At 64.5% G+C, this 24,943-nt stretch carries 22 protein-coding genes; 8 read left to right on the forward strand and 14 right to left on the reverse strand.

Features of this window, described 5'->3' with window-relative positions:
* Positions 1 to 72: 72 nt before the first annotated feature.
* The 6 genes from X265_RS33925 to coxB form a co-directional block, all read right to left on the reverse strand.
* Positions 73 to 969, reverse strand: coding sequence for a cytochrome c oxidase subunit 3 (locus X265_RS33925; protein ID WP_128968777.1), 897 nt, complete (start codon positions 967 to 969; stop codon positions 73 to 75).
* A 63-nt stretch (positions 970 to 1,032) separates the two neighbouring features.
* Positions 1,033 to 1,677, reverse strand: coding sequence for a cytochrome c oxidase assembly protein (locus X265_RS33930; protein ID WP_128968778.1), 645 nt, complete (start codon positions 1,675 to 1,677; stop codon positions 1,033 to 1,035).
* Positions 1,678 to 1,682: 5 nt separating this feature from the next.
* On the reverse strand, positions 1,683 to 1,859 hold the full coding sequence (locus X265_RS33935; protein ID WP_035700697.1) for a hypothetical protein: 177 nt from the start codon (positions 1,857 to 1,859) through the stop codon (positions 1,683 to 1,685).
* Positions 1,856 to 2,800, reverse strand: a complete 945-nt coding sequence (locus X265_RS33940; protein ID WP_128968779.1) for a heme o synthase — start codon at positions 2,798 to 2,800, stop codon at positions 1,856 to 1,858. The genes X265_RS33935 and X265_RS33940 overlap by 4 nt, the downstream gene beginning before the upstream one ends.
* A 60-nt stretch (positions 2,801 to 2,860) precedes the next feature.
* Positions 2,861 to 4,477, reverse strand: a complete 1,617-nt coding sequence (gene ctaD / locus X265_RS33945; RefSeq protein ID WP_128968780.1) for a cytochrome c oxidase subunit I — start codon at positions 4,475 to 4,477, stop codon at positions 2,861 to 2,863.
* Positions 4,478 to 4,562: 85 nt separating this feature from the next.
* Positions 4,563 to 5,417: a cytochrome c oxidase subunit II gene (coxB, locus tag X265_RS33950; protein ID WP_128968781.1), complete on the reverse strand. Its 855-nt coding sequence runs from the start codon at positions 5,415 to 5,417 to the stop codon at positions 4,563 to 4,565.
* Between the two features lie 446 nt (positions 5,418 to 5,863).
* Between coxB and X265_RS33955 the strand changes: the two genes are divergently transcribed.
* The 4 genes from X265_RS33955 (at position 5,864) to X265_RS33970 (ending at position 9,285) form a co-directional block, all read left to right on the forward strand.
* Entirely contained in the window at positions 5,864 to 6,409 is a 546-nt protein-coding gene (locus X265_RS33955; RefSeq protein WP_373291712.1) for an invasion associated locus B family protein, read from the forward strand.
* 96 nt (positions 6,410 to 6,505) lie between these two features.
* The gene (gene tldD / locus X265_RS33960) at positions 6,506 to 7,933 is read left to right on the forward strand and encodes a metalloprotease TldD (RefSeq protein WP_128968782.1); all 1,428 of its coding nucleotides are present in this window, start codon (positions 6,506 to 6,508) and stop codon (positions 7,931 to 7,933) included.
* On the forward strand, positions 7,930 to 8,706 hold the full coding sequence (gene lepB, locus X265_RS33965) for a signal peptidase I (RefSeq protein WP_128968783.1): 777 nt from the start codon (positions 7,930 to 7,932) through the stop codon (positions 8,704 to 8,706). The genes tldD and lepB overlap by 4 nt, the downstream gene beginning before the upstream one ends.
* 12 nt (positions 8,707 to 8,718) lie before the next feature.
* Entirely contained in the window at positions 8,719 to 9,285 is a 567-nt protein-coding gene (locus X265_RS33970) for a nucleotidyltransferase family protein (RefSeq protein ID WP_128968784.1), read from the forward strand.
* A gap of 6 nt (positions 9,286 to 9,291) precedes the next feature.
* On the opposite strand, the gene X265_RS33975 is transcribed toward X265_RS33970, so the two are convergent.
* The 3 genes from X265_RS33975 to X265_RS33985 all read right to left on the reverse strand — a co-directional run bounded on the left by X265_RS33975 (position 9,292) and on the right by X265_RS33985 (position 12,014).
* Positions 9,292 to 9,870, reverse strand: a complete 579-nt coding sequence (locus X265_RS33975; RefSeq protein WP_128968785.1) for a PAN domain-containing protein — start codon at positions 9,868 to 9,870, stop codon at positions 9,292 to 9,294.
* 176 nt (positions 9,871 to 10,046) lie between these two features.
* Positions 10,047 to 11,417, reverse strand: a complete 1,371-nt coding sequence (locus tag X265_RS33980) for a glutamate--cysteine ligase (protein WP_128968786.1) — start codon at positions 11,415 to 11,417, stop codon at positions 10,047 to 10,049.
* A gap of 99 nt (positions 11,418 to 11,516) precedes the next feature.
* Entirely contained in the window at positions 11,517 to 12,014 is a 498-nt protein-coding gene (locus X265_RS33985; RefSeq protein WP_128968787.1) for a MarR family winged helix-turn-helix transcriptional regulator, read from the reverse strand.
* A gap of 126 nt (positions 12,015 to 12,140) precedes the next feature.
* On the opposite strand from X265_RS33985, the gene gstA reads away from it, so the two are divergent.
* Together gstA and X265_RS33995 are read left to right on the forward strand one after the other, a co-directional pair.
* Positions 12,141 to 12,755: a glutathione transferase GstA gene (gene gstA / locus X265_RS33990; protein WP_128968788.1), complete on the forward strand. Its 615-nt coding sequence runs from the start codon at positions 12,141 to 12,143 to the stop codon at positions 12,753 to 12,755.
* A 232-nt stretch (positions 12,756 to 12,987) separates the two neighbouring features.
* Positions 12,988 to 13,287 (forward strand): hypothetical protein, encoded by a 300-nt coding sequence (locus X265_RS33995; protein WP_164938924.1) that lies wholly within the window; start codon positions 12,988 to 12,990, stop codon positions 13,285 to 13,287.
* Positions 13,288 to 13,745: 458 nt separating this feature from the next.
* Here X265_RS33995 and X265_RS34005 read toward each other — a convergent pair whose 3' ends face one another.
* From X265_RS34005 to X265_RS34020, 4 genes are read right to left on the reverse strand one after another with little or no spacing between them, the layout of a single operon-like run.
* The gene (locus X265_RS34005; RefSeq protein WP_128968789.1) at positions 13,746 to 15,956 is read right to left on the reverse strand and encodes an FAD-dependent oxidoreductase; all 2,211 of its coding nucleotides are present in this window, start codon (positions 15,954 to 15,956) and stop codon (positions 13,746 to 13,748) included.
* 18 nt (positions 15,957 to 15,974) lie between these two features.
* Positions 15,975 to 17,183 carry an acetyl-CoA C-acetyltransferase gene (locus X265_RS34010; RefSeq protein WP_128968790.1) on the reverse strand — a complete coding sequence of 403 codons (1,209 nt, stop codon included), beginning with the start codon at positions 17,181 to 17,183 and terminating at the stop codon, positions 15,975 to 15,977.
* Positions 17,184 to 17,226: 43 nt separating this feature from the next.
* A complete protein-coding gene (locus X265_RS34015) occupies positions 17,227 to 19,017 on the reverse strand; it encodes an acyl-CoA dehydrogenase C-terminal domain-containing protein (RefSeq protein ID WP_128968791.1) in 1,791 nt (596 codons plus the stop codon).
* A gap of 33 nt (positions 19,018 to 19,050) precedes the next feature.
* Positions 19,051 to 19,434 carry a nuclear transport factor 2 family protein gene (locus X265_RS34020; protein ID WP_128968792.1) on the reverse strand — a complete coding sequence of 128 codons (384 nt, stop codon included), beginning with the start codon at positions 19,432 to 19,434 and terminating at the stop codon, positions 19,051 to 19,053.
* A 198-nt stretch (positions 19,435 to 19,632) separates the two neighbouring features.
* Between X265_RS34020 and X265_RS34025 the strand changes: the two genes are divergently transcribed.
* A complete protein-coding gene (locus X265_RS34025; RefSeq protein ID WP_128968793.1) occupies positions 19,633 to 20,232 on the forward strand; it encodes a PadR family transcriptional regulator in 600 nt (199 codons plus the stop codon).
* A gap of 361 nt (positions 20,233 to 20,593) precedes the next feature.
* A complete protein-coding gene (locus X265_RS34030) occupies positions 20,594 to 24,061 on the forward strand; it encodes a tetratricopeptide repeat protein (protein ID WP_128968794.1) in 3,468 nt (1,155 codons plus the stop codon).
* 99 nt (positions 24,062 to 24,160) lie between these two features.
* On the opposite strand, the gene X265_RS34035 is transcribed toward X265_RS34030, so the two are convergent.
* Positions 24,161 to 24,934: an MBL fold metallo-hydrolase gene (locus X265_RS34035; RefSeq protein WP_128968795.1), complete on the reverse strand. Its 774-nt coding sequence runs from the start codon at positions 24,932 to 24,934 to the stop codon at positions 24,161 to 24,163.
* Between the last annotated feature and the right edge of the window lie 9 nt (positions 24,935 to 24,943).

The raw sequence follows: 24,943 nt of genomic DNA on the forward strand, positions 1-24,943 counted from the left end.
GCCGAGGCCTTGGCTACCCGAAAGCGAAAGGGCGACCTTGCGGCCGCCCTTTCTCAATCGATCTGACGTGGTTCAGTGGGCGCCGTGGGCCATGGTCTCGGCGCCATGTCCCCACACATAGATGCACAGGAACAGGAACAGCCAAACAACGTCGACGAAGTGCCAGTACCAGGCGGCGAACTCGAAGCCGAGATGCTGCTTCGGCGTGAAGTGGCCGGCATAGGCGCGCACCAGGCACACGATCAGGAAGATGGTCCCGACCAGCACATGGAAGCCGTGGAAGCCCGTCGCCATGAAGAACGTCGCGCCGTAGACGTTGCCAGCGAAGGAGAAGGCGGCGTGACTGTATTCATAGGCCTGCACGCAGGTGAAGGTCGCGCCCAGGAGGATGGTGAGGATCAGACCATATTTCAGACCCTGACGATCGTTCTCCAGCAGGGCATGGTGCGCCCACGTCACCGTGGTGCCCGATGTGAGCAGGATCAGCGTGTTCAGCAGCGGCAGATGCCAGGGATCGAAGGTCTCGATGCCGTGCGGCGGCCAGGTGCCGGGCACGCTGCAGGCGCCGGCTTGGGTGCCGAGGCCGCAGCCGAACACCGCGTCGCGGGTGGCGTGGACGGCATCGGCCGGAAACAGCGCGGCATTGAAATAGGCCCAGAACCAGGCGACGAAGAACATCACCTCGGAGGCAATGAACAGGATCATGCCGTAGCGGTGATGCAGCTGCACGACGCGGGTGTGGTCGCCCTTGTACTGGGCTTCCTTGATCACGTCGCCCCACCAGCTCGCCATGGTGTAGAGCACGCCGACGGTGCCGACACCGAACACGATCGGCGCCGCCGAGAACATGTGGTGCATCCAGGAGATCGCGCCGACCGCCATGATGAAGGCCGAGACGGAGCCGACAGCCGGCCACGGAGAGGGATCGACCAGATGGTAGTCGTGATGCTTGCCTTGCGCGGTAGCCATTGCGGTCTGTCTCCTCAATCCCGTGCCTATCAGGCACTTATCCCCTTATTCCAGCCCTGAGCGTCAACCCGGCGGCTGGAGATTTCCCTTGCGCTTGTCGTCATCGCCGGATGCGAGCGGCTTCACCACCGGATCCTTCACCGGATAGAACGTGTAGGACAGCGTGATCGTGCTCAGCCCGTCATTGTCGTGGTCATTGACGATCGACGGATCGACGTAGAACACCACGGGCATCTCGCGCTTCTCGCCGGGCGCCATGGTCTGCTCGGTGAAGCAGAAGCAGTTGATCTTCTGGAAATAGGATCCGACCGTTAGCGGCGCGACGTTATAGGCGGCCTGAGCCGAGGTGGTGCGCGCAGCCTGGTTGGTCACGGTGTAATAGATCGTGGTGACCTGGCCGATATTGACCTCGATTTCGGTCTGCTCGGGCTCAAACTTCCAGGGCAGGCCGGGCGCGACGTTGGAATCGAAGCGCACCGCGATCTTCCGTGCGATCGGGCCGGTGGCGGGCGCCGAGGTCGCGACCTGGGTCGTGCCGTTGAAGCCGGTGGCGCGACAGAACCAGTTGTAGAACGGCACCGCTGCATAGGACGCGCCGACCATCAGCGCGACCACGCCGCCGCAGATCGAAGCGACCAGCGCATCGCGACCGAGCCCTTTCCTGGCCGTTCGGCTCTGATCCCGCGGTATGGTCGGCTTCTGATCCATCTCTGTCACATTGGGCGAACGAGAACCGCCGGCCCCTTGACCATGGTGACGGCGAAGAAAAGGACGACGAGCACACCGAGCGCGAGCGCGATTGCGATCGAGCGCTGGCGACGGCTCTTTTTTTGCGCCTCGGTGAGGACGATTCCATCTGGCTCGGGTTTGTCAGCCATCGCCGTGATCATGCGCCCCCAACCATCGGAGCAAGCGCCCGGACCACGACCTCGGCCAGCAGGGTCGCGAACAGCGCGAACAGGTACAGGATCGAGAAGGCGAACAGCTTTCGCGTCGCGCGCAGCGACTGGCTGCGCTCGCGACGCAGATAGACATTGATCGCGAGCACCAGCATGCCTGCGCCAAGGATCAGCGACACGATGCCATAGACGGCGTCGAAATAGCCGATTGCCCAGGGCGCTGCGGCCACCGCGATCAGCACGATGGTGTAGAGCAGGATCTGGAGACGTGTCGCGTCGGGGCCGGCGACGTTGGGCAGCATCGGGATGCCGGCGCGGGCATAATCGTCGGAGCGGAACAGTGCCAGCGCCCAGAAGTGCGGCGGCGTCCAGAAGAAGATGATGGCGAACAGCAGCAGCGGCTCGACATCGACCCGGCCGGTCACGGCAGCCCAGGCCACCACCGGCGGCAGCGCACCGGCGGCGCCGCCGATCACGATGTTCTGCGCGGTCCAGCGCTTCAGGCCGATCGTGTAGATTACGACGTAGAAGAAGATGGTGAAGGCAAGCAGCGCGCCCGCGATCCAGTTGACGAGGATGCCGAGCGTCATCACCGAGAAGAAAGCGAGCGTCATGCCGAACGCCATCGCCTCGGGACGGGTGATGCGGCCGCGCGGAATCGGACGGTTCGCGGTGCGCGACATCTTGGAGTCGATGTCGCCTTCGAGCGCCATGTTGAGCGCGCCCGACGCGCCGGCGCCGACGGCGATACAGAGCAGCGAGGTGATCGCCAGCACCCAGTGGAAGTGCCCGGGCGCCATCGCCATCCCGACCAGCGCGGTGAAGATCACGAGTGACATCACCCGCGGCTTGAGCAGCGCGAGATAGTCGCCGACCTCCGCCTCGGAGATGCGGGGATTGATGTCGATGGCGTTGTGGTCGAGGACGGACACGAATTCAACTCGCTTCGTTACAGAGCCGCGGCGCCCGTCTCGGGCGCCGCGGAAGCCGGCTTACTGCACGCGCGGCAGCACTTCGAACTGGTGGAAGGGCGGCGGCGAGGGCAGTGTCCACTCCAGCGTGGTCGCACCCGCACCCCAGGGATTGTGGCCCGCCGGCACCTTCTTCATGAAGGCGTCGATCACGCAGTAGAGGAAGATCAGCACGCCGAAGCCGGAGATGTAGGAACCGATCGACGAGATCAGGTTCCAGCCGGCGAACGCGTCGGGATAGTCGACGTAGCGGCGCGGCATGCCCGACAGGCCGAGGAAGTGCTGCGGGAAGAACACCAGGTTGACGCCGATGAAGGTGACCCAGAAGTGCAGCTTCGCGATCGACTCGTTGTACATGTAGCCCGACATCTTCGGGAACCAGTAGTACCAGCCGGCGAAGATCGCGAACACCGCGCCGAGCGACAGCACGTAGTGGAAGTGCGCGACGACGTAGTAGGTCTCCTGCAGCACGCGATCGACGCCGGCGTTCGCCAGCACGACGCCGGTGACGCCGCCGACCGTGAACAGGAAGATGAAGCCCACTGCCCAGATCATCGGTGCGCGGAATTCGATCGAGCCGCCCCACATCGTGGCGATCCAGGAGAAGATCTTCACGCCGGTCGGAACCGCGATGACCATGGTCGCCGCAACGAAGTAGGCCTGCGTCGCCGACGACATGCCGACCGTGTACATGTGGTGCGCCCACACCACGAAGCCGATGCCGCCGATCGCAACCATGGCATAGGCCATGCCGAGATAGCCGAACACGGGCTTGCGCGAGAAGGTCGAGACGATCTGGCTGATCATGCCGAAGCCGGGCAAGATCAGGATGTACACCTCGGGGTGGCCGAAGAACCAGAACAGGTGCTGGAACAGCACGGGGTCGCCGCCACCGTCGGGCGCGAAGAAGGTGGTGCCGAAATTGCGGTCGGTGAGCAGCATCGTGATCGCACCGGCGAGCACCGGCAGCGACAACAGCAGCAGGAACACCGTCACCAGGATCGACCAGACGAACAGCGGCATCTTGTGCAGGGTCATGCCCGGCGCGCGCATGTTGAAGATCGTGGTGATGAAGTTGATGGCGCCGAGGATCGACGAGGCGCCCGCCAGATGCAGCGACAGGATCGCGAAGTCGACGGCGGGACCGGGATGACCGGTGCTCGACAGCGGCACATACATGGTCCAGCCGGCACCGACGCCGTTGGCGCCCGGCTCGCCCTCGACGAAGGTCGACAGCAGCAGCAGCGCGAAGGAGGCCGGCAGCAGCCAGAACGAGATGTTGTTCATGCGCGGGAACGCCATGTCCGGCGCACCGATCATCAGCGGCACGAACCAGTTGCCGAAGCCGCCGATCATCGCGGGCATGACCATGAAGAAGATCATGATCAGACCGTGCGAGGTCACGAACACGTTATAGGTGTGCGTCTCGTGGAATATCTGCACGCCCGGATACATCAACTCGGCACGGATCGCGATCGACATCGCGGCACCGATGATGCCGGCGACGACCGCGAAGACCAAGTACATCGTGCCGATGTCCTTGTGATTGGTCGAATAGACGTAGCGCCGCCATCCGGTCGGGTGGGCGTGCTCGTGGTCATGCGCGTGATCGCCGTGTGTCGCTGCGCTCGTTGCCATTTTCAAATCCTGCCTTGCGTCCCATTCGGACCTTTGGAGGTCCCGCCCTTTACGTCGCTTTCAGTCCCTCAAGCCTCGCCCGATGCTACTGCGTCGGGCCGGCCGCGGAGGCGAACGTGCTGGTGCCGCCGCTCGCATATTTCTTCTTCGCCGATTCGACCCAGGAGGCGAACTCCTGGTCGCTCACCACGCGAATCGCGATCGGCATGAAGGCGTGATCCTTGCCGCAGAGCTCCGAGCACTGACCGTAGAACATGCCGGTCTTGGTGGCCTTGAACCAGGTTTCGTTCAGCCGGCCCGGAATCGCGTCGATCTTGACGCCGAAGGACGGCAGCGCGAACGCGTGGATGACGTCGGCGCCGGTGACCTGGACACGAATCACCTTGTTGACCGGCACCACCATCTCGTTGTCGACGCCGAGCAGGCGGGGCTGCTTGTCCTGGGCCATCAGCGAGTCGAACTCGAACTTGCCGTTGTCGGGATAGGCATAGGACCAATACCACTGCTTGCCGGTCGCCTTGACCGTCAGATCCGCCTTCGGCACGTCGAGCTCGAGAAACAGCAGGCGGAACGACGGCACCGCGATGCCGACCAGGATCAGGACCGGTACCAGCGTCCACACCACCTCGATCAGCGTGTTGTGGGTGGTCCGCGACGGCACCGGATTGGCCTTCGCGTTGAACTTCATCACCACGATCACCAGCAGCGCCAGCACGAACAGCGTGATGGCGATGATGAGCACGGACAGGAAGTTGTGGAACGAGACGATGTTGTCCATCACCGGGGAACCGGAGGCCTGCAGATGCCATTCCCACGGCTCCGGCTGTCCGAGCTCGGCAAATGCCGCGCCGCCCGTCATCAGCGTGATGCCAGTCGCCACCAAGGCGATGGTGGCCATTCCCAGCAAATGCCGGCCCACCCGACCCATCGACATCCTCATGCCGTTCGCGCTCCCCTTACGAAATCACCCCAAGTGCATTCCCCTATTTTTGGGGAACGCTTATTCGATCCGCCCGTCTGACAAACCGCCACTCAAGAATACCTCTGGGAGGAATTGAGGCCAGATCGCTAGAACGCCGAAATCAAGCCTCTCAAACCATAATTCTTGATCTATCGCAATGCAGTCTTGTGCCTCTTCTGCCAGCGATCACCCGCAAGATATTTCCTAGTAAGATCAGACAAAAATACCGCTTGCCGGGATGCTGCGGCTTGACAGCCGAATTGCCCGCTGTAGGCACAGGCGCAGGGCCGCACAGGAACCTGATTCGTGGCAGCGATGGCGGCCAGGCGGCGCGGAATTTGCTTGCGAATTGCCTTCAAGAGGCCGTCATTCCCGTATCAGTCCACCAGCGCGAGCGATCCAGGCGAGCAGAGGGACCGACCCCGATGGGGCTATCGAGATGCATGGCGCGAACCGCTATATGGCCGGTTGAGGGCCTCACGAAGCTGATCGGCCTTCTGGCTGTCGTCCTTGTCCTCGCTTTGCCGGGCCTCGCCCATGCGCAGGGCGCGGTGCGCTCCGTCCATGGCGACTGGCAGATCCGCTGCGACACTCCGCCCGGCGCCCAGACCGAGCAATGCGCCCTGATCCAGAGCGTGGTGGCGGAAGACCGCTCCAATGCCGGCCTCACCGTGATCGTGCTCAAGACCGCCGACCAGAAGAGCCGCCTGATGCGCGTGGTCGCCCCGCTGGGCGTTCTCTTGCCCTCCGGCCTCGGACTGAAGCTCGACAACCAGGACGTCGGTCGTGCCGGCTTCGTCCGCTGCCTGCCCAATGGCTGCGTCGCCGAGGTGGTCATGGACGACAAGCTGCTCGGCCAGCTCCGCAGCGCCAAGACCGCAACCTTCATCATCTTCGAGACGCCCGAGGAGGGCATCGGCTTCCCGCTCAGCCTGAACGGCCTCGGCGAGGGTTACGACAAGCTGCCGTAGGGAACCTATTGTTTCCGTAATGTGAGGCTTCGCGCCCTCGCGCAAGCGTTCCGAAACCATTATCTTGCCTCAGATCCCCCGATAATGGACGGACGCATGACCAACCCTGCCACGACCTCCCTGCTCGACCGCGCCAATCTTGATCGCGACCAGGTTCGCCACGAGGTCGCGCGCGGGCTCGCCGGTGCCGACGACGGCGAATTGTTTCTGGAGTACAGCCAGACCGAAGCGCTGATGTTCGACAATGGGCGGCTGAAGCAGGCGACCTATGACACCTCGCAAGGGTTCGGCCTGCGGGCGGTCAAGGACGACGCGGTCGGCTATGCGCATTCCTCCGACGTGTCGCTGCCGGCACTGATTCGAGCAGCCGATGCGGTCGCAGCCGTCCGCGGCGGCTATTCCGGCAGCTTCGCGGCCCCGCCGCCGCATACCAATGTGCGCCTTTATGGCGATGACAATCCGCTGGACGCCCCGGGCTTCGAGACCAAGGTCAAGCTGCTGGCCGAGATCGATTCGTATTTGCGCGACAAGGATCCACGGGTACGGCAGGTCAGCGTCAGCCTGGGCGCAACCTGGCAGGTGGTCGAGATCCTGCGGCCCGACGGCGAGAGCTATCGCGACATCCGCCCGCTGGTGCGCGTCAACATCTCCGTCGTCGCAGGGCAAGGCGATCGCCAGGAAAGCGGCAGCAAGGGCTATGGCGGCCGTGCCGGCTACGCCGAGTTCATCGAGACCCGATCCTGGCGCGACGCCGCCGACGGCGCGCTACGCGAGGCTCTGGTCAATCTGGAATCGATTCCCGCCCCAGCTGGCGAAATGGACGTCGTGCTCGGGGCCGGCTGGCCCGGCGTGATGCTGCATGAAGCTGTCGGTCACGGCCTCGAGGGCGACTTCAATCGCAAGAAGACGTCTGCGTTCGCCGGCCTGATGGGACAGCAGGTCGCGGCCAAGGGCGTCACCGTGGTCGATGATGGCACCATTGCCTCGCGCCGCGGCTCGCTGTCGATCGACGACGAGGGCACGCCGACCAACCGCACCGTGCTGATCGAAGACGGCATCCTGGTCGGCTACATGCAGGACCGCCAGAACGCGCGGCTGATGAACATGAAGCCGACCGGCAACGGCCGTCGCCAGGGTTACGCCCATGTGCCGATGCCGCGCATGACCAACACCTACATGCTCGCGGGCGACCGCGACCCGGCCGAGATTCTCGCGTCGGTGAAGAACGGCGTGTTCGCCGCGAATTTCGGCGGCGGACAGGTCGACATCACCTCGGGCAAATACGTGTTCCAGTGCACCGAGGCCTACAAGATCGAGAACGGCAAGCTAGGCGCGCCGCTGAAGGGCGCCATGCTGATCGGCAACGGGCCGACCGACCTGCATCGCATCCGCATGATCGGCAACGATCTCGCGCTCGATACCGGTATCGGCACGTGCGGCAAGAACGGTCAGGGCGTGCCTGTCGGCGTCGGCCAGCCGTCGCTGCTGATGGAACGCATTACGGTGGGTGGAACGGGCGCATGAGCGTTGAGAAAGTGACTGGCAGCACCAAGCGGACAAGCAGCGGCTGGGCCGGGCAGATCGCGCAGCTCGCCGGCATCGTCGCCGCCGTTTTCATCGCCAAGGGTGCGCTGGCCGAGCCATTCTACGTGCCGTCAGGCTCGATGGAGCCGACGCTGCTGATCGGCGATGCGCTGCTGGCCTCGAAATTCCCCTATGGCTACGGCACCTCGTCGCTGCCGATCCAGATCAACCTGCCGGAGACGGGTCGTGTGTTCGCGGAGATGCCGAAGCAGGGCGACGTCGTGGTCTTCCGCTGGCCCGGTGATCGCTCGCAGGCCTGGGTCAAGCGCGTCGTCGGCTTGCCCGGCGACCGCATCCAGATGCGGCAAGGCCAGCTCTTCATCAACGACCGCCCCGCCGAATTGAAGCCGGATGGCGTTGGCGCTGCCGAGGACGACAATGGCGGCAGCGAGCCGGCCTATCGCTACGTGGAGACCCTGCCGAACGGCGTGTCGCACCTGATCTTCAAGATGCGCGACAACGGCCCGCTCGACAACACGACCGAGGTGATAGTGCCATCAGGCCATCTCTTCGTGCTCGGCGATAACAGAGACAACTCCGCCGACAGCCGCGTGCCGCTGCGCTCCGGCGGCGTCGGCCTGCTGCCGGTCGACAATCTCGTCGGCCGCGCCGACGCCGTGCTCGGCTCCTGGGATCTCGGCATGCGCGGCCAACCGGTCTGGACCTGGCTCTCCGGCTTCCGCCTCGCCCGGTTCTTCACCGCCGTGCACTGAGCTGATCGCAGGGTGAGCAAAGACGAGTTTCTTGCCCTCGCCCTGCGAAATCCCGTCAACGCCGCGGTGATCGATGAGCTCCACAGCCTCGCGCTGCCGGATGCGTGGCTGGTGGCGGGCTGTTTGGTTCAGACGGTCTGGAACGTGCTGACGGGCCGCGCCATCGATCACGGCATCTCCGACTACGACGCGTTCTATTTCGACCCCAACACCTCGTGGGAAGCTGAGGACACGGTGATCCGCACGCTGCATCGACGGCTCGGGCATCTCGGTGCAAAGATCGAGATCCGCAACCAGGCGCGCGTGCATTTGTGGTACCCGGGCAAGCACGGCCTACACTATCCAGCCCTGATGTGCGCGACTGACGGCATCGACCGCTTCCTTACGCAGAACACGCAAATCGGCGTGAGGCGCTCGGACAATGGTTATGAGGTCTACGCGCCGCACGGGTTCGACGACATCGAGCAATTGATCGTTCGGCCCAATCGTGCCCTGAATTTTTCCGCAGCGAATTACGCTGCGAAGGCGACGCGATGGAAGTCGTTATGGCCTGAGCTCACGGTGATTGCGGCGGAATGATCGGAGCTACCGCACCACGCCCGACGTGAACCCGGCCTTTCGCCGCGGCGGCTTGATCTCCTTTTTCAGGAAACAGCGCGCCTCACGCCCGGTATAGCCGGGACGGGCATAGGTAAAGGCGCGGCATTTGTTGTCGGCGGTGCATGCGGCCTTGCAGACCTCCTCGCCCTCGCCCTGCTTGAGGTCGAAATTGCGCAGATCGCCGCCGGGGCGATCGATCGAGGTCTCGACGCCCTCGACGCGCGGCTCGATCACGCCAGCGCCACGCACTCCGGAGATGCAGCAATTGGCGGGCTGTCGGGGCGGCACGGTATTCTTGAGCCAGCATACCGCCGCGGCGCCATCGATGTCAGGATAGGCGAAGCTCCACGCGCGACAACGGCGATCGCGTTCGCAGAGCAGCGCGCAGTCCTCGGGATCACCCGAGGTGACCGGCGTGTTGAAGTAATCGCCTCCGGGCCGGTCGAACGCCGTCTGGGCACGCGCCGGCCCGCTCACAAACGCGAGCGAAAGCAGCGTGACACATGCCACGACGCAAGCCGTGGCCTTTGCCATGACGGCACCAGGCAGGTGGCCCTTCCCCATCGAAACAGCTTTCGAGTTATTGACGGCGCTCAGGTTTTTCGGCCCGTCATTTGATCGCCGCAAACCTGTATGGGCGATGAACGGCCGAAAGCCCGATCGCAGGCCCATCTGCCAAGACGCATTTTCGGCCGAGGGGGACCCGGCTCGCATCAAAAAAGACGCGTCGAGACGTGAATCTAGAACGCGTATTCCGCATAGGCCGGTTCCACCGAGCCGTTCCAGGCGCCGTTGAACTTCTCGAGCATCTCCTCGGCCGGCGTCCGGCCGGAATCGATGATGCGATCGAGCGGCTCCAGATGCCGCGTTTCGTCACGACCGATCGCATCGATGCGGCCACGGCGGCGCAGTCCGGCATGTGCCAGAACGAGGCATTCCTTGGCGATTTCGAACAGATAACGGTCCTTGATCCGCGCTTTGAAACCGAATCGCGGCACGTCGTCGCGCAGGGCCTGACGCTCCGGTGCGGTCCAGTGCTTCACCAGATCCCAGGCGGCATCGAGCGCGGCGTTGTCATAGAGCAGCCCGGCCCAGAACGCCGACAGTGCCGGCAAACGGCCCCACGGGCCACCATCCGAACCGCGCATCTCGAGATAGCGCTTGAGCCGCACCTCCGGGAAGATCGTCGAAAGATGGTTGGCCCAGTCCGACAGCGTCGGACGTTCGCCGGGCAGATTGTTGTTGCGACCGTCGAAGAACGCGCGGAACGAGGAGCCCGACACGTCGATGTAATCGTCGCCGCGCTTGACGAAATACATGGGCACGTCGAGCGCATAGTCGACGTAGCGTTCAAAGCCCATGCCGTCCTCGAACGCCCACGGCATCATGCCGGCGCGGGCGTTATCGGTGTCGCGCCAGATCTCGGAGCGGAAGGACAGGAAGCCGTTCGGCTTGCCTTCGGTGAACGGCGAATTGGCAAACAGAGCGGTCGCGACCGGCTGAAGCGCCAGCGAAACGCGCAGCTTCTTGACCATGTCGGCTTCGGAGGAGAAGTCGAGATTGGTCTGCACCGTGCAGGTTCGGTACATCATGTCGAGGCCGTACTGGCCGACCTTCGGCATGTAGTTGGTCATGATCTTGTAGCGGCCCTTGGGCATCACAGGGATGTCGGCGCGCGACCAGGACGGCGTCATGCCGAGGCCGAGGAAACCGATGCCGAGCGGGGTCGCGATCTCGCGCACCTGCGCCAGATGCGCCATCAACTCGCTCTGGGTCTGGTGTACGGTCTCGACCGGCGCGCCTGACAGTTCGAACTGTCCACCGGGCTCGAGCGAGATCGCGCCGCCGCCGGTGACGTCGTACAGACCGATGATGTTGCCCTTCTCCATGATCGGCTCCCAGCCGAGCAGGAGCTTCATGCCTTCGAGCAACGCGCCGATGCCGCGCGCGCCTTCGTAAGGCACCGGACGATGGCCTTCGAGCGTGAACGGCGTTTTCTCGTGCTCGGTGCCCATGCGGAATTCGGATGGGTCCTTGCAGCCCGCCTCGAACCACGCGACGAGTTCGTCGCGCGATTGCAGCGGCGTCATATCGATCTGGTCTCGCGCCATATCAAACTCTAATCAGAAGCGCTTCGACCGAATGCGCCCAGGTGACGGGGATTGTCCGCGAACCCACCGGGCGCGCGGACGTGCTGGTTTGCCGCGCGATCATCGCGACGGCGAGCTTTCGTTGACGTTGACGACGGGCGGCAGCTTCATCTCGCCGCACGAGCAGCCCAGCCGGTCGAGCAGACCGCTGAGCTTGACGGCGTCGGCATCGGACAGTTTCGACCCGACATATTTCTCGATCGCAGCCGAATAGGCACCCCACATCCGCTTCTGCAGCTCGCGGCCGGCCTCCGTGATCTCGACGAACTGGCCGCGCTTGTCGATCTTGCATTCGCGCCTGCTGGCGAGCCCCTCATCGACCAGGCGGTCGATCAGTCGCGAGGTGGAGTATTGCGGGATCAGCATCTGCCGCTCGAGTTCCACCGGCCGCAGTTCGCCGCTCGGCGCGCGCGACAATTCGAGCAGCGCATCGTACCAGGCCAATGGCGGGAAGCCGGCCTTCTTCAGATCCTGCTCGACACAGTCGAGCACGCGGCTCTGTACCCGCATCAGGCGGATCCAGGCGCTGGTTGCCTCGGTCGATGGTTTGCGTTTCATGGTCCCGCCCAAACTCGTCGTCCGCTTCTTACCTCACTTGATGCAGCTGCATCAATCTTGACTATTTCATGCAGGTGCATGTAGGTGTTCTTTCGCCCCCACCAAGCGTCCAGAGGAGGAAATTCCATGAAACTGTATTATTCGCCCGGTGCCTGCTCGCTGTCCCCTCACATTGCGCTCCTCGAGGCCGACCTGCCTTATGAGCTGGTCAAGGTCGATATCCGGGCCAAGAAGCTCGAGAACGGTGAAGACTATCTGAAGGTCAACCCGAAGGGTCAGGTGCCCGCGCTGGGCCTCGACAGCGGCGAGATCGTGACGGAAGGCCCGGTCATTGTCCAGATGATCGCCGACAAGGCCCCGGCCAAGGCGCTGGCGCCCGCCCGCGACAGCTCCGAGCGCTACAAGCTGCTCGAATGGCTGAACTTCCTCACCTCCGAGGTGCACAAGAGCTTTGGTCCGCTGTTTGCTCCGGCGCTGAACGACGACGCCAAGGCGTTCTTCAAGGATCGTCTCATGGGCAAGCTGAAGCACATCGACAGCCAGCTCGCCGGCCGTGACTACCTCATGGGCAAGCAGTTCTCGGTCGCCGATGGCTATCTCTTCACGATGCTGACCTGGGGCGATCGCATGAAGTTCGACCTCTCGGCGATGCCGCACCTCACCGCCTACAAGGCCCGAGTCGCGGCACGGCCGAAGGTGCAGGAAGCCTTGAAGAAGGAAGGCCTGATCCAGGCCGCCTGACGGCACCAGCGGCGATCGATTTTCTTTCTGGGGCCGGGTCGACGATCCGGCCCTTTTCATTTGCAGCCGGCGGGCGTGAAAGCGAACCCATTTCGCCAGATCATCGTACCTTAGTTAGACTTATGAACTACTGTTCACCAAATGTAAGCAGTGCTGTCTTGTCACTGCACGCAAAGCGGGCGAGCTTGGTCCAATTGATTGAAGAATTTTGGGGCTCTCATCGGAGTTGAACTTGACGATCGCCATCGTCCTGATCGTTGCAAGCGCGTTGGTGGGCGTAGCGACAGGTTACGTGTTCAGGACCTGGGCGCTGGTCGTGATCTCGCCGCCAATTGCGGTCCTCTCGGCGATCATTCTGCGCGTCTACGAGTTCGGAATGATGGCGGGCGTGATCATCATTGCCGTCTGTCTTGCCGCCACTCAGCTCGCCTATCTTGCGGCATCATATCTGCTGTACGGGCGCGAGGCCTCATCCCATGACGAAGTCGACGGCGAGCCAGGCGAGATAAGCGACCAGAAAATCCGCCGTTAGCACAAGTAGCGCCAGCGCGGTCCAAAGCACCGGCCCCTTGCGGCGCAGCCGTGCGGGCTTCTGTTGCGGCGAGAGTCGGCGAGAGCCCGGCGCAACAGCATATTTCTCGGTGAGATCGCGCGCGAACGCGATCTTCCGCAGCACCAAAGAATTCACCAAGGACACCTTCTTGTTTCGTCTTCAACCTGCCGGTGGATCGGCAGGTGTCCCAACCTGATTTGTGCCCTGACCCGCAGCAAGAGTGGTGCCAAGCCCGAGCAAAAGAACGGCGGCGGTTTGACGCGTCTATGACAATTGCAGGACGAGCAACAGCGGGACTCTGTCCCGGTTCCTACGCAAATTATCGGACCGGTTCCATCAACGTACATAGATCTGACGCACCCGTGATGACGTTATCCAAAAGATAAAGGCCGGGTCGATGACCCGGCCTTTGCTGTTCTCGCATGAACCTCACGTGATCAGGCAGCAGCTTTCTTCGGCGCGAAACGGCCGTAGAAGGTTTCGCCTTTGGCGGCCATCTCTTCCAGCAGCTTCGGCGGCGTGAAGCGCGAGCCGTACTTGGCCTCGAGTTTGTGGCAGAGCTCGACGAACTTCTTGGCTCCCATGAAGTCGATGTAGGACAGCGTGCCGCCGGTGAACGGGGCGAAGCCGAAACCGAGGATCGAGCCGACGTCGGCCTCGCGGGGATCGGTAATGACGTGATCCTCGACAGTGCGCGCGGCTTCCACCGCCTGCACCACCAGGAAGCGCTGCTTCAACTCCTCGACATCGAGCGTATCAGGGTCGAGCTGCTTCGGCTGCAGCGCGGAGAGCCCCGGCCACAGGCTCTTCTGGCCTTTGCCTTCGGGATAGTCATAGAAGCCCTTCTTGTTTTTCCGGCCGAGGCGTCCCTGGTTCTCGACCATCTCCACCATTAGCTTCTTCTGGTCGGGATTGATGGCGTTGGGGCCGAGATCGGCTTCCGTCGCCTTCATGATCTTCAGACCGAGATCGAGCGCGACTTCGTCCGAGAGCGAAAGCGGGCCGACCGGCATGCCGGCCATCTTGGCGCAGTTCTCGATCATCGCTGGCGGCACGCCTTCGAGGAACATCTCGTTGCCTTCGGCGACGTAGCGGCCGACGCAGCGATTGGCGAAGAAGCCTCTGGAGTCGTTGACCACGATCGGGGTCTTGCCGATCTGACGGACGTAATCGAGCGCGGTCGCCAGCGCGACATCGCCGGTGTTCTTGCCGAGGATGATCTCGACCAGCATCATCTTCTCGACCGGCGAGAAGAAATGGATGCCGACGAACTTTCCCTGGTCCTTGAAGCTCTCGGCCAGCGAGGTGATCGGCAGCGTCGAGGTGTTCGAGGCGAAGATCACGTCCGGCTTCAGATATTCCTGCGCCTTCGCGAAAGTCTCCGCCTTGACCTTGCGGTCCTCGAACACGGCCTCGATGACGAGGTCGACATCCCTGAGCGCGGCATAGTCCGCGGTCGGCGTGATCCGCGCGAGCAGCTTCTCGGCATCGTCAGGCTTGGCCCGACCCTTCTTGATCTGCTCCTCGATCACCTTCTGCGCGTGGGCCTTGCCCTTGTCGGCGCTCGCCTGATCGCGGTCGATCAGCACGACGTCGAGACCGGCGCGGGCCGAGACGTAGCCGACGCTCGCGCCCATGAAGCCGGCACCGATCACGGCGATCTTCTTCACCTTGGTCGCAGGCACATCCTTCGGACGACGCGCGCCCTTGTTGAGCTCCTGCATCGACAGGAACAGGCTGCGGATCATCGCGGCCGCTTCCTTCGAGCGCAGCACCGAGGTGAAGTAGCGCGACTCGACGCGCAACGCCGCGTCGATCGGCAACTGCAGGCCTTCATAGACGCAGCTCATGATGGCGCGTGCGGCCGGATAATTGTCGTAGGTTTCGCGGCGATAGATGGCATTGCCGGCCGGGAACATCATCATGCCGGCCTTGGAGAACACCGGTCCGCCGGGGAGCTTGAAGCCCTTCTCGTCCCAGGGCGCGACGGCCTTGCCGCCGCCCTTGATCCAGTCTTTCGCGACCTTGATGAGGTCAGCAGCGGGAACGATGGCGTGAATCAGGTTAAGCTGCTTCGCCTTGTCGATCGTAACAGGATCGCCCTTGAGAAGGATCGTCATGGCGTCCTGCGGCGGCACCAGGCGCGGCACGCGCTGCGTGCCGCCGGCGCCGGGGAACAAGCCGACCTTAACCTCGGGCAGACCGAGACGCGTCTTGGGATTTTCCGCCGCGACGCGATAGTGGCAGCACAGCGTGATCTCGAAACCGCCGCCGAGGGCAAGGCCGTTGATCGCGGCCGCCCACGGCTTGCCCGACGTTTCGATCGAGCGCAGGACCTGCGAGAAGCGGCGGCTCTGCTCGAACAGCATCTGGTTCGCCGCGGTCTCGCCCTGCTCCTTGAAGACCTTCGCATAGGCCTGGTTCATGCCTTCGAGCATGGACAGATCTGCGCCGGCGCAGAACGCTTCCTTGGCGGAGGTGATGACGACGCCCTTCACCGCCGCATCCGCCGTGGTCGCCTTGACGATCGCGTCGAGCTCGTTGGTCGAGGTCTCGTCGAGCACGTTCATCGAACGGCCCGGAATGTCCCAGGTGACGAGTGCGATGCCGTCTGCGTCGGTCTCAACCTTGAAGTTCTTGTACGACATGTTGGTTGCTCCCTACCCTTAGACGCGCTCGATGATGGTCGCGGTGCCCATGCCGCCGCCGATGCACAGCGTGACGAGGGCGGTGGACTTATTGATGCGCTCGAGCTCGTCGAGCACGGTACCCAAAATCATCGCGCCCGTGGCGCCGAGCGGATGACCGAGCGCGATGGCGCCGCCATTGACGTTGATCTTGGCGTTGTCGATGTCGAACGCTTGGATGTAGCGCAGCACGACGGAAGCAAAGGCCTCGTTGAGCTCGAACAGGTCGATGTCCGACTTCTTCATGCCGGAGCGCGCGAACAGCTTTTCGGTGACGTCGACCGGACCGGTCAGCATCATCGCCGGCTCGGAGCCGATGTTTGCGAACGCGCGGATCTTTGCCCGCGGCGTCAAGCCGTACTTGCTGCCCGCCTCCTTGCTGCCGAGCAGCACGGCGCCGGCGCCATCGACGATGCCCGACGAATTGCCGGCGTGGTGCACGTAATTGACGCGCTCGATTTCGGGATGCGACTGGATCGCGACGCCATCGAAGCCGCCCATCTGCGCCATCATCGTGAACGACGGCTGCAGCTGCGCCAGCGACTGCATCGTCGTCGACGGACGCATATGCTCGTCCTTGGCGAGGATGGTGAGGCCATTGATGTCCTTCACCGGCACCACCGATTTGTTGAAACGTCCCTCGTCCCAGGCCTTGGCCGCACGCTGCTGGCTCTGCACAGCATAGGCGTCGACGTCGTCGCGCGAGAAGCCGTATTTCGTCGCGATCAGATCGGCCGACACGCCCTGCGGCATGAAGTAAGCGGGGACCGCCATCGACGGATCCATCGGCCAGGCGCCGCCGGAAGCGCCGATGCCGACGCGGCTCATGGATTCGGCGCCTCCGCCGATCACCAGCTCATGCTGGCCGCTCATCACCTGCGCGGCAGCGAAGTTCACGGCATCGAGGCCCGAGGCGCAGAAGCGGCTGATCTGCACGCCAGGCACGGCTTCGCCGAGGCCGGCCTTCAGGGCCGCGAAGCGCGCGATATCGGAGCCGGCTTCGCCGACCGGATCGACCACGCCGAGGATGACATCGTCGACGGAATCTTCGGGCAGATTGTTGCGGTCCTTCAGCGCGTTCAGCGGCACGCTCGCGAGCGCGAGCGCGGTGACTTCGTGCAGCGCGCCGTCCGCCTTGCCGCGGCCGCGCGGGGTGCGGACGTGATCGTAGATGAATGCCTCAGGCATGACGCCCTCCTGATCTGTTGTTCGAGATTTGATGGCGCGGAAATCAGAACGCTTCCGCGGGCAGTTCCATGATGGTGGCGCAGCCGGACTGGATGCGCGCCAGATTGGCGGCGGTCTCCGGCAGCATCCGCTCCATGAAGAAACGGCCGGTGACGAGCTTGGTCGAGAGATAGGGCGTCGCGCCGCTGGCGGCAATCTTCGCCTGCGTCACCTTGGCCATCTTCGCCCACATGTAGCCGAGCGCGACGAAGCCGAAGAGATGCAGGTAATCGGTTGCGGCCGCTCCCGCGTTATCGGGCTTGGCCATCGCGTTCTGCATCAGCCAGGTCGTGGCCTGCTGGAGGTGACCCAGCGAAGTCGAGAGCGGAGTGATGAAGGGCTTCAGTGCATCGTCGCCGCCGTTCTCCTTGGCGAAGGCCATGACCTCGCCGAAGAAGGCCATGATGGCGCGGCCTCCGTCGCGCGGCAGCTTGCGGCCGACGAGGTCGAGCGCCTGGATGCCGTTGGCGCCTTCATAGATCATGGCGATGCGCGCATCGCGCACGAACTGCTCCATGCCCTGCTCGGCGATGTAGCCGTGGCCGCCATACATCTGCTGCGCCTGCACGGCGTTGGCGAAACCGTAGTCGGTGAGGAAGCCCTTCAGCACGGGCGTCATCAGGCCCATGTGATCGTCGGCGGCCTGGCGATCCTTGGGATCCTCAGATCGGTGGGCGACGTCGCTCTTCAACGCGGTCCACATCACGAAGGCGCGCGCGGCCTCGTTGAAGGCGCGGATCGAGAGCAGCGTGCGGCGGACGTCGGGATGCACGATGATCGGATCGGCCGGCTTGTCCGGCGCTTTCGCACCTGACAGCGCGCGGCCCTGGATGCGTTCGCGGGCATAGGCGACCGCGTTCTGATAGGCGACCTCGGACTGCGCGAGGCCCTGCACGGCGACGCCGAGGCGGGCCTCGTTCATCATCACGAACATGCCCTGCATGCCCTTGTTCTCTTCGCCGATCAGCCAGCCGGTGGCGTTGTCGTAGTTCATCACGCAGGTCGAATTACCGTGGATGCCCATCTTGTGCTCGATCGAGCCGCAGACGACGCCGTTGCGCTGCCCCACCGAACCGTCGGCATTCACCAGGAATTTCGGCACCACGAACAGCGACACGCCCTTGATGCCGGCGGGCGCGCCCTCGATGCGAGCGAGCACGAGATGGATGATGTTGTCGGCGAGATCGTGCTCACCGGCCGAGATGAAGATCTTGGTGCCCGTGATCTTGAAGCTGCCGTCGGCCTGGCGCACCGCCTTGGTGCGGAGCATGCCGAGATCGGTGCCGCAATGCGGCTCGGTCAGGTTCATGGTGCCGGTCCATTCGCCGGCGACCATCTTCGGCACGTAGGTCTGCTTCTGCTCCGGCGAGCCATGAACAATCAGCGCCGCGGTCGCCCCCATGGTGAGGCCGCCATACATCGAGAACGCCATGTTGGCGGAGATCTGGAATTCGTTGACCGCCTGAGAGAGTGTCACCGGCAGGCCCTGGCCGCCGAACTCGGTCGGCGCCGACAGCCCGAGCCAGCCGCCTTCGGCGACCTGCTTGAAGGCCTCCTTGAAACCCTTCGGCGTGGTGACGCTGCCGTCGTCGGCGCGCTTGCAGCCTTCGAGATCGCCGACGCGATTGAGCGGCTGCAGCACCTCTTCGGCGAGCTTGGCGGCTTCGCCCAGGATGGCCTCCCGCACGTCGCTCGACGCATCCGAGAAGCCGGCGAGATTGTCGTAGCGGTCGATCTGGAAGACGTCGTTGAGCAGGAAGTTCACGTCTTCGACGGGGGCTTTATAGATCGGCATTGCGGTCTCCCGGCATGGGCTCTGAAGAGGAAACTAGGATTGGGCGGCGAGCTGCTCCGCCATCAGGCGGTGCAGCATGTTGATGGCCTTGAGCGGACGCACCATCACCTTGAAATGGGTGATGCGCCCGTCGCTATCGAAGGTGATGATGTCGACACCGTTGACCTCGATGCCGTCGATCATGGTCTTGAATTCAAGCACGGCGCCGTCGGCGCTTTTCCACTCGCCGACATAAGTGAAGCCGGGACCGCCGAGCACCTTCTCGGCGCTGGCGAGATATTTGAAGGTGATGTCGCGCCCGCGCTGCGGCGAATGCACGACCGGGCTTTCGAACACGGCGTCCGGATGCAGCAGATCCCACAGCGCCTTGGTGTCGTGGGACTTCATGTAGGCGTACCAGGAATCGAGGCCGGTCATTCTCGGGTGCCTCCCTCAAGGCCTTAGGCAAAGTTTTTGAAAACAACCCCATGCACAGTAGCGAGGGAGTTGATTCGACTGGATTTTCGGTCGGACCTGTCGTCCAACCTCAACCTCACCTCATATGCACATTGACGCATATGCACGAATGCGCATAAAGTCAAGCCGGATAGTCGGGACTTCAAGGGAGTTGGTGCCATGGCGCTGGGCGACGCAATCCTCGCATGCCTGACCGAACGTCCGATGACGGGCTATGAGCTCGCCAAGACGTTCGATTCCTCGATCGGCTTCTTCTGGAAAGCCGACCACCAGCAGATCTATCGCGAGCTCTCCAAGCTGCGCGACCGCGGCTACATCCAGGGCCGTGAGGTCGTCCAGACAGGCAAGCCCAATAAGCTCATCTATACGCTGACTCCCGAGGGCCGAACAGCGCTGCGGCACTGGGCCGCGCGGCCGAGCACCCCGCCTTCGATCAAGGACGACCTGCTGGTGCGGCTGCATGCGCTCGACAGCGTCGACCTCGAGCCTATCCGCACCGATCTGATGGACCGCCTGGAGCACCATCGCGACCGGCACGAAAACTACCAGCGGATCCTGAAGAAGCGATTCCCTGACGGCACGGCGGAGGGCCGGCTCGACCTCGGTAACCTGCTGCTGCTTCAGCTCGGCGCCCGGCATGAACAGATGGTCGCCGATTTCTGCGAGGAGGCGCTCGAGGCGCTGTCGGCGATGTCAGGCAAGGATAAGGGGACCGGCACGGTGGTGCCGATCGAGGATGGCAAGCGGGAGAAGGGCTAGGCGGGCGGCGCCGGTTTCGCCCAGCACTCAGCTGTCATCGCCCGGCTTGACCGGGCGATCCAGTACTCCGAGACGACGCGGCTGGAAACGAGCCGCCGCGGCGTACTGGATGCCCCGGTCAAGCCGGGGCATGACACCGGTTTATTGGCAACCAGACGAGCGCCACGACGAGTCCCCCGTTCCCCGCCGCCCAACTTTAAGACACCGGCGACGCGTTCCTTAACCCGTTATTTACCCTAACAGGAAAAAGTCGGTCTTCGAGGCAGACGACCCGCGCCAAATCCGATTGTCTTTGCAACCGGCACGCGAGGGGAGACTGGAGGCGTCGGGTGGGGCGCCGGAGTCGGAACCGGACAGAGTCATGAATTCGCGCGTATCGTGGAGTGTTGACGGCATCGATCCATCCGTCCGGGAACGGGCCGAAGCTGCTGCGCGCCGTGCCGGCATGTCGCTCAATGATTGGCTGAACTCCACCCTCGGCGAGACTGCCCCGCCGAACTTTCGCGGGCCTTACGACCAGCGTCAGGAGCAGCGCCCGGATCCGCACGCAGCACCGATGCCGAGCCGGGAGAGTCGCGACGTCGCCGACATCCACCAGCGGCTCGACGCGATCACCCAGCAGATCGAACGGATCTCAAAGCCCGCAGCTCCGCGTCAGGACGTCTCGCGCGAGCAAGGCGTTGCCCGCCAGCTCAACGACGCGATCTCGCGGTTAGACGCCCGTCTGTCGCAGATCTCGCGGCCCCAGCAGCCGCAGCCTCAAGCCCAGCAGCCTCAGCCGCCCCGAGCGGCCCCGGTCGAGACCCGACAGCGTCACGCCGATGCGGTCGAACGCGCCGCCGCGCAGGTCTACCGAAATTCACCGCCCCTGAGCCCCGCCTCCTTCGACGTCGCGGTCGCCGAGATCACCGCCCGGCAGAGCGAGCTTGACGGCTTCGCACCGCGGCAGGTGCCGCCGCGCGCTGCGCCCCCGATCGCGCCCTCAGCCGCTCCCTATGCTCCCCCGATGGCGCCACCCGCGCCGGCCTATGCCCCGCCGCCACCGCAAGCAGGGCCGGATTTCTCGTCGCTCGAACGCCATCTGCTCAAGATCACGAGCCAGATCGAGTCGCTGCAGCGCCCTGACAACACCGAGCAGGCGATCAACGCCTTCCGTTCCGAGCTCGCCGAGATCCGCTCCGCCATCACCGAGGCGATGCCGCGCCGCGCGATCGAATCGATCGAGAACGAGATCCGCTCGCTGCATCGTCGCATCGACGAGACCCGCTCCAACGGCACCGACGGCCAGGTGCTGGCAGGCATCGAGCGCGCGCTCTCCGACATCAAGCAGGTGCTGCGCACGCTAACCCCGGCCGAGCAGCTCACCGGCTACGACGAGGCGATCCGCAATCTCGGCGCCAAGCTCGACCTGATCCTGCGCGCCAATGACGACCCCTCGACGGTGCGCCAGCTCGAAGGCGCGATCGCGGCGCTGCGCGGCATCGTCTCGAACGTCGCGTCCAACGAAGCGCTGGCACGCCTGTCCGAGGACGTGCAGCTGCTGTCGTCCAAGGTCGACCAGATCACCCGCTCGTCCGGCCACAGCGACAGCTTTGCCGTTCTGGAGCAGCGCATTGCCGCGCTCACCGCCGCGCTGGAAACCCGCGAGCGGCCGGCGCCTGCCGAAAGCACCGAGCATCTGGAAGCCGCGATCCGCGCGCTGTCGGACCGTTTCGACCGCATGCAGGTCGGCAACGATTCGGCCTCGACCTTCACGCATCTCGAGCAGAGGGTCTCCTATCTGCTGGAGCGGCTGGAGGCCGCCTCGGAGTCGCGCGGCGGCAATTTCAGCCGTGTCGAGGACGGGCTGCACGATATCCTGCGACACCTGGAGCGCCAGCAGGCAACCTATGCCGCACTGGCCGAGAGCCGCAGCTCCGCGCCGGCTCCCGATTCCGGAATGGTCGATTTCGTCAAGCGCGAGCTCTCCGACCTCCGATTCAGTCAGGCCGAGACCAACCGCAGCACGCAGGATTCGCTGGAGGCCGTGCACAACACGCTCGGTCATGTCGTCGATCGTCTCGCCATGATCGAGGGCGATCTGCGCGCGGTGCGCACCGCGCCGCCGGCGCCGCAGCCGATGGCTGCGCCCATGCCCGCGCAAATGCCGATGGCAGCTTCCGTCGAAGCGCCGATGGCGCGCGAGCAACGGCCGCCGCAGCCGCCGAAATACGATCCCAAGCCCGAGCTGCCAAATCCGGCCGCCGCGCAGCAGCCGCAGCATTCGGCCTTCGTGGCGGCGCCGCGCGAATTTCACGCCGCCGCGCCCGCAGCGCCGCCGCCGGCGCCGATGGCCGCGCAAGCCACGCCGCCTGTGCCGCCGCGCGCGATCAGCGAGATTCTCGAACCGCATACGGCGCCGGCGCGCGCCGCGATCGCGCCCGAGCTGCCGCCGGATCATCCGCTCGAGCCCGGCACGCGTCCGAGCGGCCGTCCCGCCACGCCGTCCGAGCGCATTGCCGCGTCCGAAAGCGCGATCAGCGAAATCCCGACCGCACCGAAGGAGCCGGTGTCGTCGTCGAGCTTCATCGCGGCCGCGCGCCGCGCCGCGCAAGCTGCCGCCGCGCAACCGCAGGAGAAGCCCGCTCGCGGCGTCAAGGCCGCCATGGCGGCGCGCGCCAAGGGCCAAGGACAGGGACAAGGAAAAGCGCCGGAAGGCGGCTCGTCCATCACATCCAAAATCCGCTCGCTTCTGGTCGGCGCGAGCGTGGTCGTGATCGTGCTCGGCGCCTTCAAGATGGCGATGAACCTGCTCGACGGCGGCAGTCCGCCGCCGGCGCCGCAGGCGATGGAGGACACATCGAGCCGGCCGGCGCCGCAGGCCCCGCCGCCGGTCGAAAGCAAACCCGCCCCGCCCGACCAGGTCACGCCGTCGATGACCTCGCCGACGCCGATCGGCAAGCAGTCCCTGAACAATGCCGCGCCGGCAGCGAACGCCGGCAGCACGGCGTCAGTCGAAATTCCGCCCGCGCCCGCCGCAGCAACACCGGCCCCGCCGGCTGCGAACAGCGATGTCACAGGCGCGCTCTCGGGCACGAGCCGCGCACGTCTTGGCACGGTCCAGGTGCCGCCGAGCGAGAAGCTGCCTGACGGCATCGGCGGCCCGGCTCTGCGCACCGCCGCGATGAAGGGCGATGCGACTGCAGCTTTCGAGATCGGCGTGCGTTTTGCCGAGGGCAAGGGCGTGGCTGCGAATTACGACGAGGCCGCGAAGTGGTACGACCGCGCGTCGCAGGCCGGCGTGGTGCCGGCAACCTTCCGCCTCGGTACGCTCTATGAAAAGGGCCTCGGCGTGAAGAAGGACGCAGACATCGCCCGTCGCTACTACACGCAGGCCGCCGAGCGCGGCAACGCCAAGGCCATGCACAATCTCGCGGTGCTCGATGCCGATGGGGGCGGACGCGGCGCCAACTACAAGAGCGCGGCACAATGGTTCCGGAAAGCGGCCGATCGCGGTGTTGCCGACAGCCAGTTCAACCTCGGCATCCTCTATGCCCGCGGTATCGGCGTCGAGCAGAACCTGGCTGAATCCTACAAATGGTTCAGCCTCGCTGCGGCCCAGGGCGATGCGGATGCCGCCGGCAAGCGCGACGACGTCGCCAAGCGCCTCGACCCGCAATCGCTCGCCGCCGCCAAGCTCGCGATCCAGACCTTCAGCGCCGAGCCGCAGCCCGACGACGCCGTCAACGTTCCCTCGCCTGCCGGCGGCTGGGACAGCGCACCGCAAGCGGCCACCAAGCCCGCGCCAAAGCCGGTCGCGGCGAAGAAGACGGCGTCAGCAGCGCATTGAACTCAACGAGATCGTGCTCGGTGCCCACCTCCCCCCGACGGGGAGAGGTGGGCCGAGTACCCCTGGCTTGCATCGATTAAAACAAGGCGACCGTAGGAGCTACGGCGCCTCGATCACCGTCGGCACGCCGGGCTCAAGCAAGCGCAACCTTGTTCCGAAGCCGAGCGCGTCGAAGGTCTTGCGCAGGTCCTCGCCGTTCTGGCGGAAATGCGCCCAGCCTTCGGTGTGCACGGGTACGATTATCGCATCGGGGAAGGCACGCGCCGTCTCGATGGTGTCGTTGGTGTCCATGGTGAGATGGAACGGCCCGCGGGTTTGCGCGGCGCCCGCGAACGGCAGCACCACGCCGCATTTGAAGCGACGTGCGACTTCGGCGACGCCGTCGAACCAGGTGGTGTCGCCGCTGATATAGACCGGGCGCGTGTCCTTGCGGCTCGACTGCACGACGAAACCGATGACATCGCCCGACAGCGGCTCGATGCCGGCAGGGCCGTGACGCGCCGGCGTGGCGGTGATGGTCAGCGTGTTGCCGTCGTCGTCCTTCAGTTGCGCGGTCGCCCAAGGCGCGAGACCTTCGACATGGCCGCCGAGGCGTTTTGCGCCGGCCTCCGTCGTCAGCGCGCGCGGCGCTTTCAGCACAAAGTCGCGGCCGGAATTGTCGAGATTGTCCGAATGCTGGTCGTGGCTGAGCAGCACGGCGTCAACAGGGCCGATCGCATCGGCCTTCATCGCCGGGCCAATCGTCTTCTCCAGCTTCACATGCGGCAGCTGGTAGGCGCCGGGCGCATCGAAGGTGGGATCGGTGAGCAGGCGGAAGCCGTCGATCTCGATCAGCGCGGTCGGGCCGCCGATCAGGGTGATGGAAACAGGCATGATCAACTC

Origin of the sequence: Bradyrhizobium guangdongense (genome assembly GCF_004114975.1) — a bacterium.
Taxonomy (GTDB): domain Bacteria; phylum Pseudomonadota; class Alphaproteobacteria; order Rhizobiales; family Xanthobacteraceae; genus Bradyrhizobium; species Bradyrhizobium guangdongense.

What these genes read in the sequence shown, in the direction of transcription:
- X265_RS33925 (WP_128968777.1), bottom strand. Translation starts at nt 969, where the DNA reads ATGGCTACCGCGCAAGGCAAGCATCACGACTACCATCTGGTCGATCCC.
- X265_RS33930 (WP_128968778.1), bottom strand. Translation starts at nt 1,677, where the DNA reads ATGGATCAGAAGCCGACCATACCGCGGGATCAGAGCCGAACGGCCAGG.
- X265_RS33935 (WP_035700697.1), bottom strand. Translation starts at nt 1,859, where the DNA reads ATGATCACGGCGATGGCTGACAAACCCGAGCCAGATGGAATCGTCCTC.
- ctaD (WP_128968780.1), bottom strand. Translation starts at nt 4,477, where the DNA reads ATGGCAACGAGCGCAGCGACACACGGCGATCACGCGCATGACCACGAG.
- coxB (WP_128968781.1), bottom strand. Translation starts at nt 5,417, where the DNA reads ATGAGGATGTCGATGGGTCGGGTGGGCCGGCATTTGCTGGGAATGGCC.
- X265_RS33955 (WP_373291712.1), top strand. Translation starts at nt 5,864, where the DNA reads ATGGGGCTATCGAGATGCATGGCGCGAACCGCTATATGGCCGGTTGAG.
- tldD (WP_128968782.1), top strand. Translation starts at nt 6,506, where the DNA reads ATGACCAACCCTGCCACGACCTCCCTGCTCGACCGCGCCAATCTTGAT.
- lepB (WP_128968783.1), top strand. Translation starts at nt 7,930, where the DNA reads ATGAGCGTTGAGAAAGTGACTGGCAGCACCAAGCGGACAAGCAGCGGC.
- X265_RS33975 (WP_128968785.1), bottom strand. Translation starts at nt 9,870, where the DNA reads ATGGGGAAGGGCCACCTGCCTGGTGCCGTCATGGCAAAGGCCACGGCT.
- X265_RS33980 (WP_128968786.1), bottom strand. Translation starts at nt 11,417, where the DNA reads ATGGCGCGAGACCAGATCGATATGACGCCGCTGCAATCGCGCGACGAA.
- X265_RS33985 (WP_128968787.1), bottom strand. Translation starts at nt 12,014, where the DNA reads ATGAAACGCAAACCATCGACCGAGGCAACCAGCGCCTGGATCCGCCTG.
- gstA (WP_128968788.1), top strand. Translation starts at nt 12,141, where the DNA reads ATGAAACTGTATTATTCGCCCGGTGCCTGCTCGCTGTCCCCTCACATT.
- X265_RS34005 (WP_128968789.1), bottom strand. Translation starts at nt 15,956, where the DNA reads ATGTCGTACAAGAACTTCAAGGTTGAGACCGACGCAGACGGCATCGCA.
- X265_RS34010 (WP_128968790.1), bottom strand. Translation starts at nt 17,183, where the DNA reads ATGCCTGAGGCATTCATCTACGATCACGTCCGCACCCCGCGCGGCCGC.
- X265_RS34015 (WP_128968791.1), bottom strand. Translation starts at nt 19,017, where the DNA reads ATGCCGATCTATAAAGCCCCCGTCGAAGACGTGAACTTCCTGCTCAAC.
- X265_RS34020 (WP_128968792.1), bottom strand. Translation starts at nt 19,434, where the DNA reads ATGACCGGCCTCGATTCCTGGTACGCCTACATGAAGTCCCACGACACC.
- X265_RS34025 (WP_128968793.1), top strand. Translation starts at nt 19,633, where the DNA reads ATGGCGCTGGGCGACGCAATCCTCGCATGCCTGACCGAACGTCCGATG.
- X265_RS34030 (WP_128968794.1), top strand. Translation starts at nt 20,594, where the DNA reads ATGAATTCGCGCGTATCGTGGAGTGTTGACGGCATCGATCCATCCGTC.
- X265_RS34035 (WP_128968795.1), bottom strand. Translation starts at nt 24,934, where the DNA reads ATGCCTGTTTCCATCACCCTGATCGGCGGCCCGACCGCGCTGATCGAG.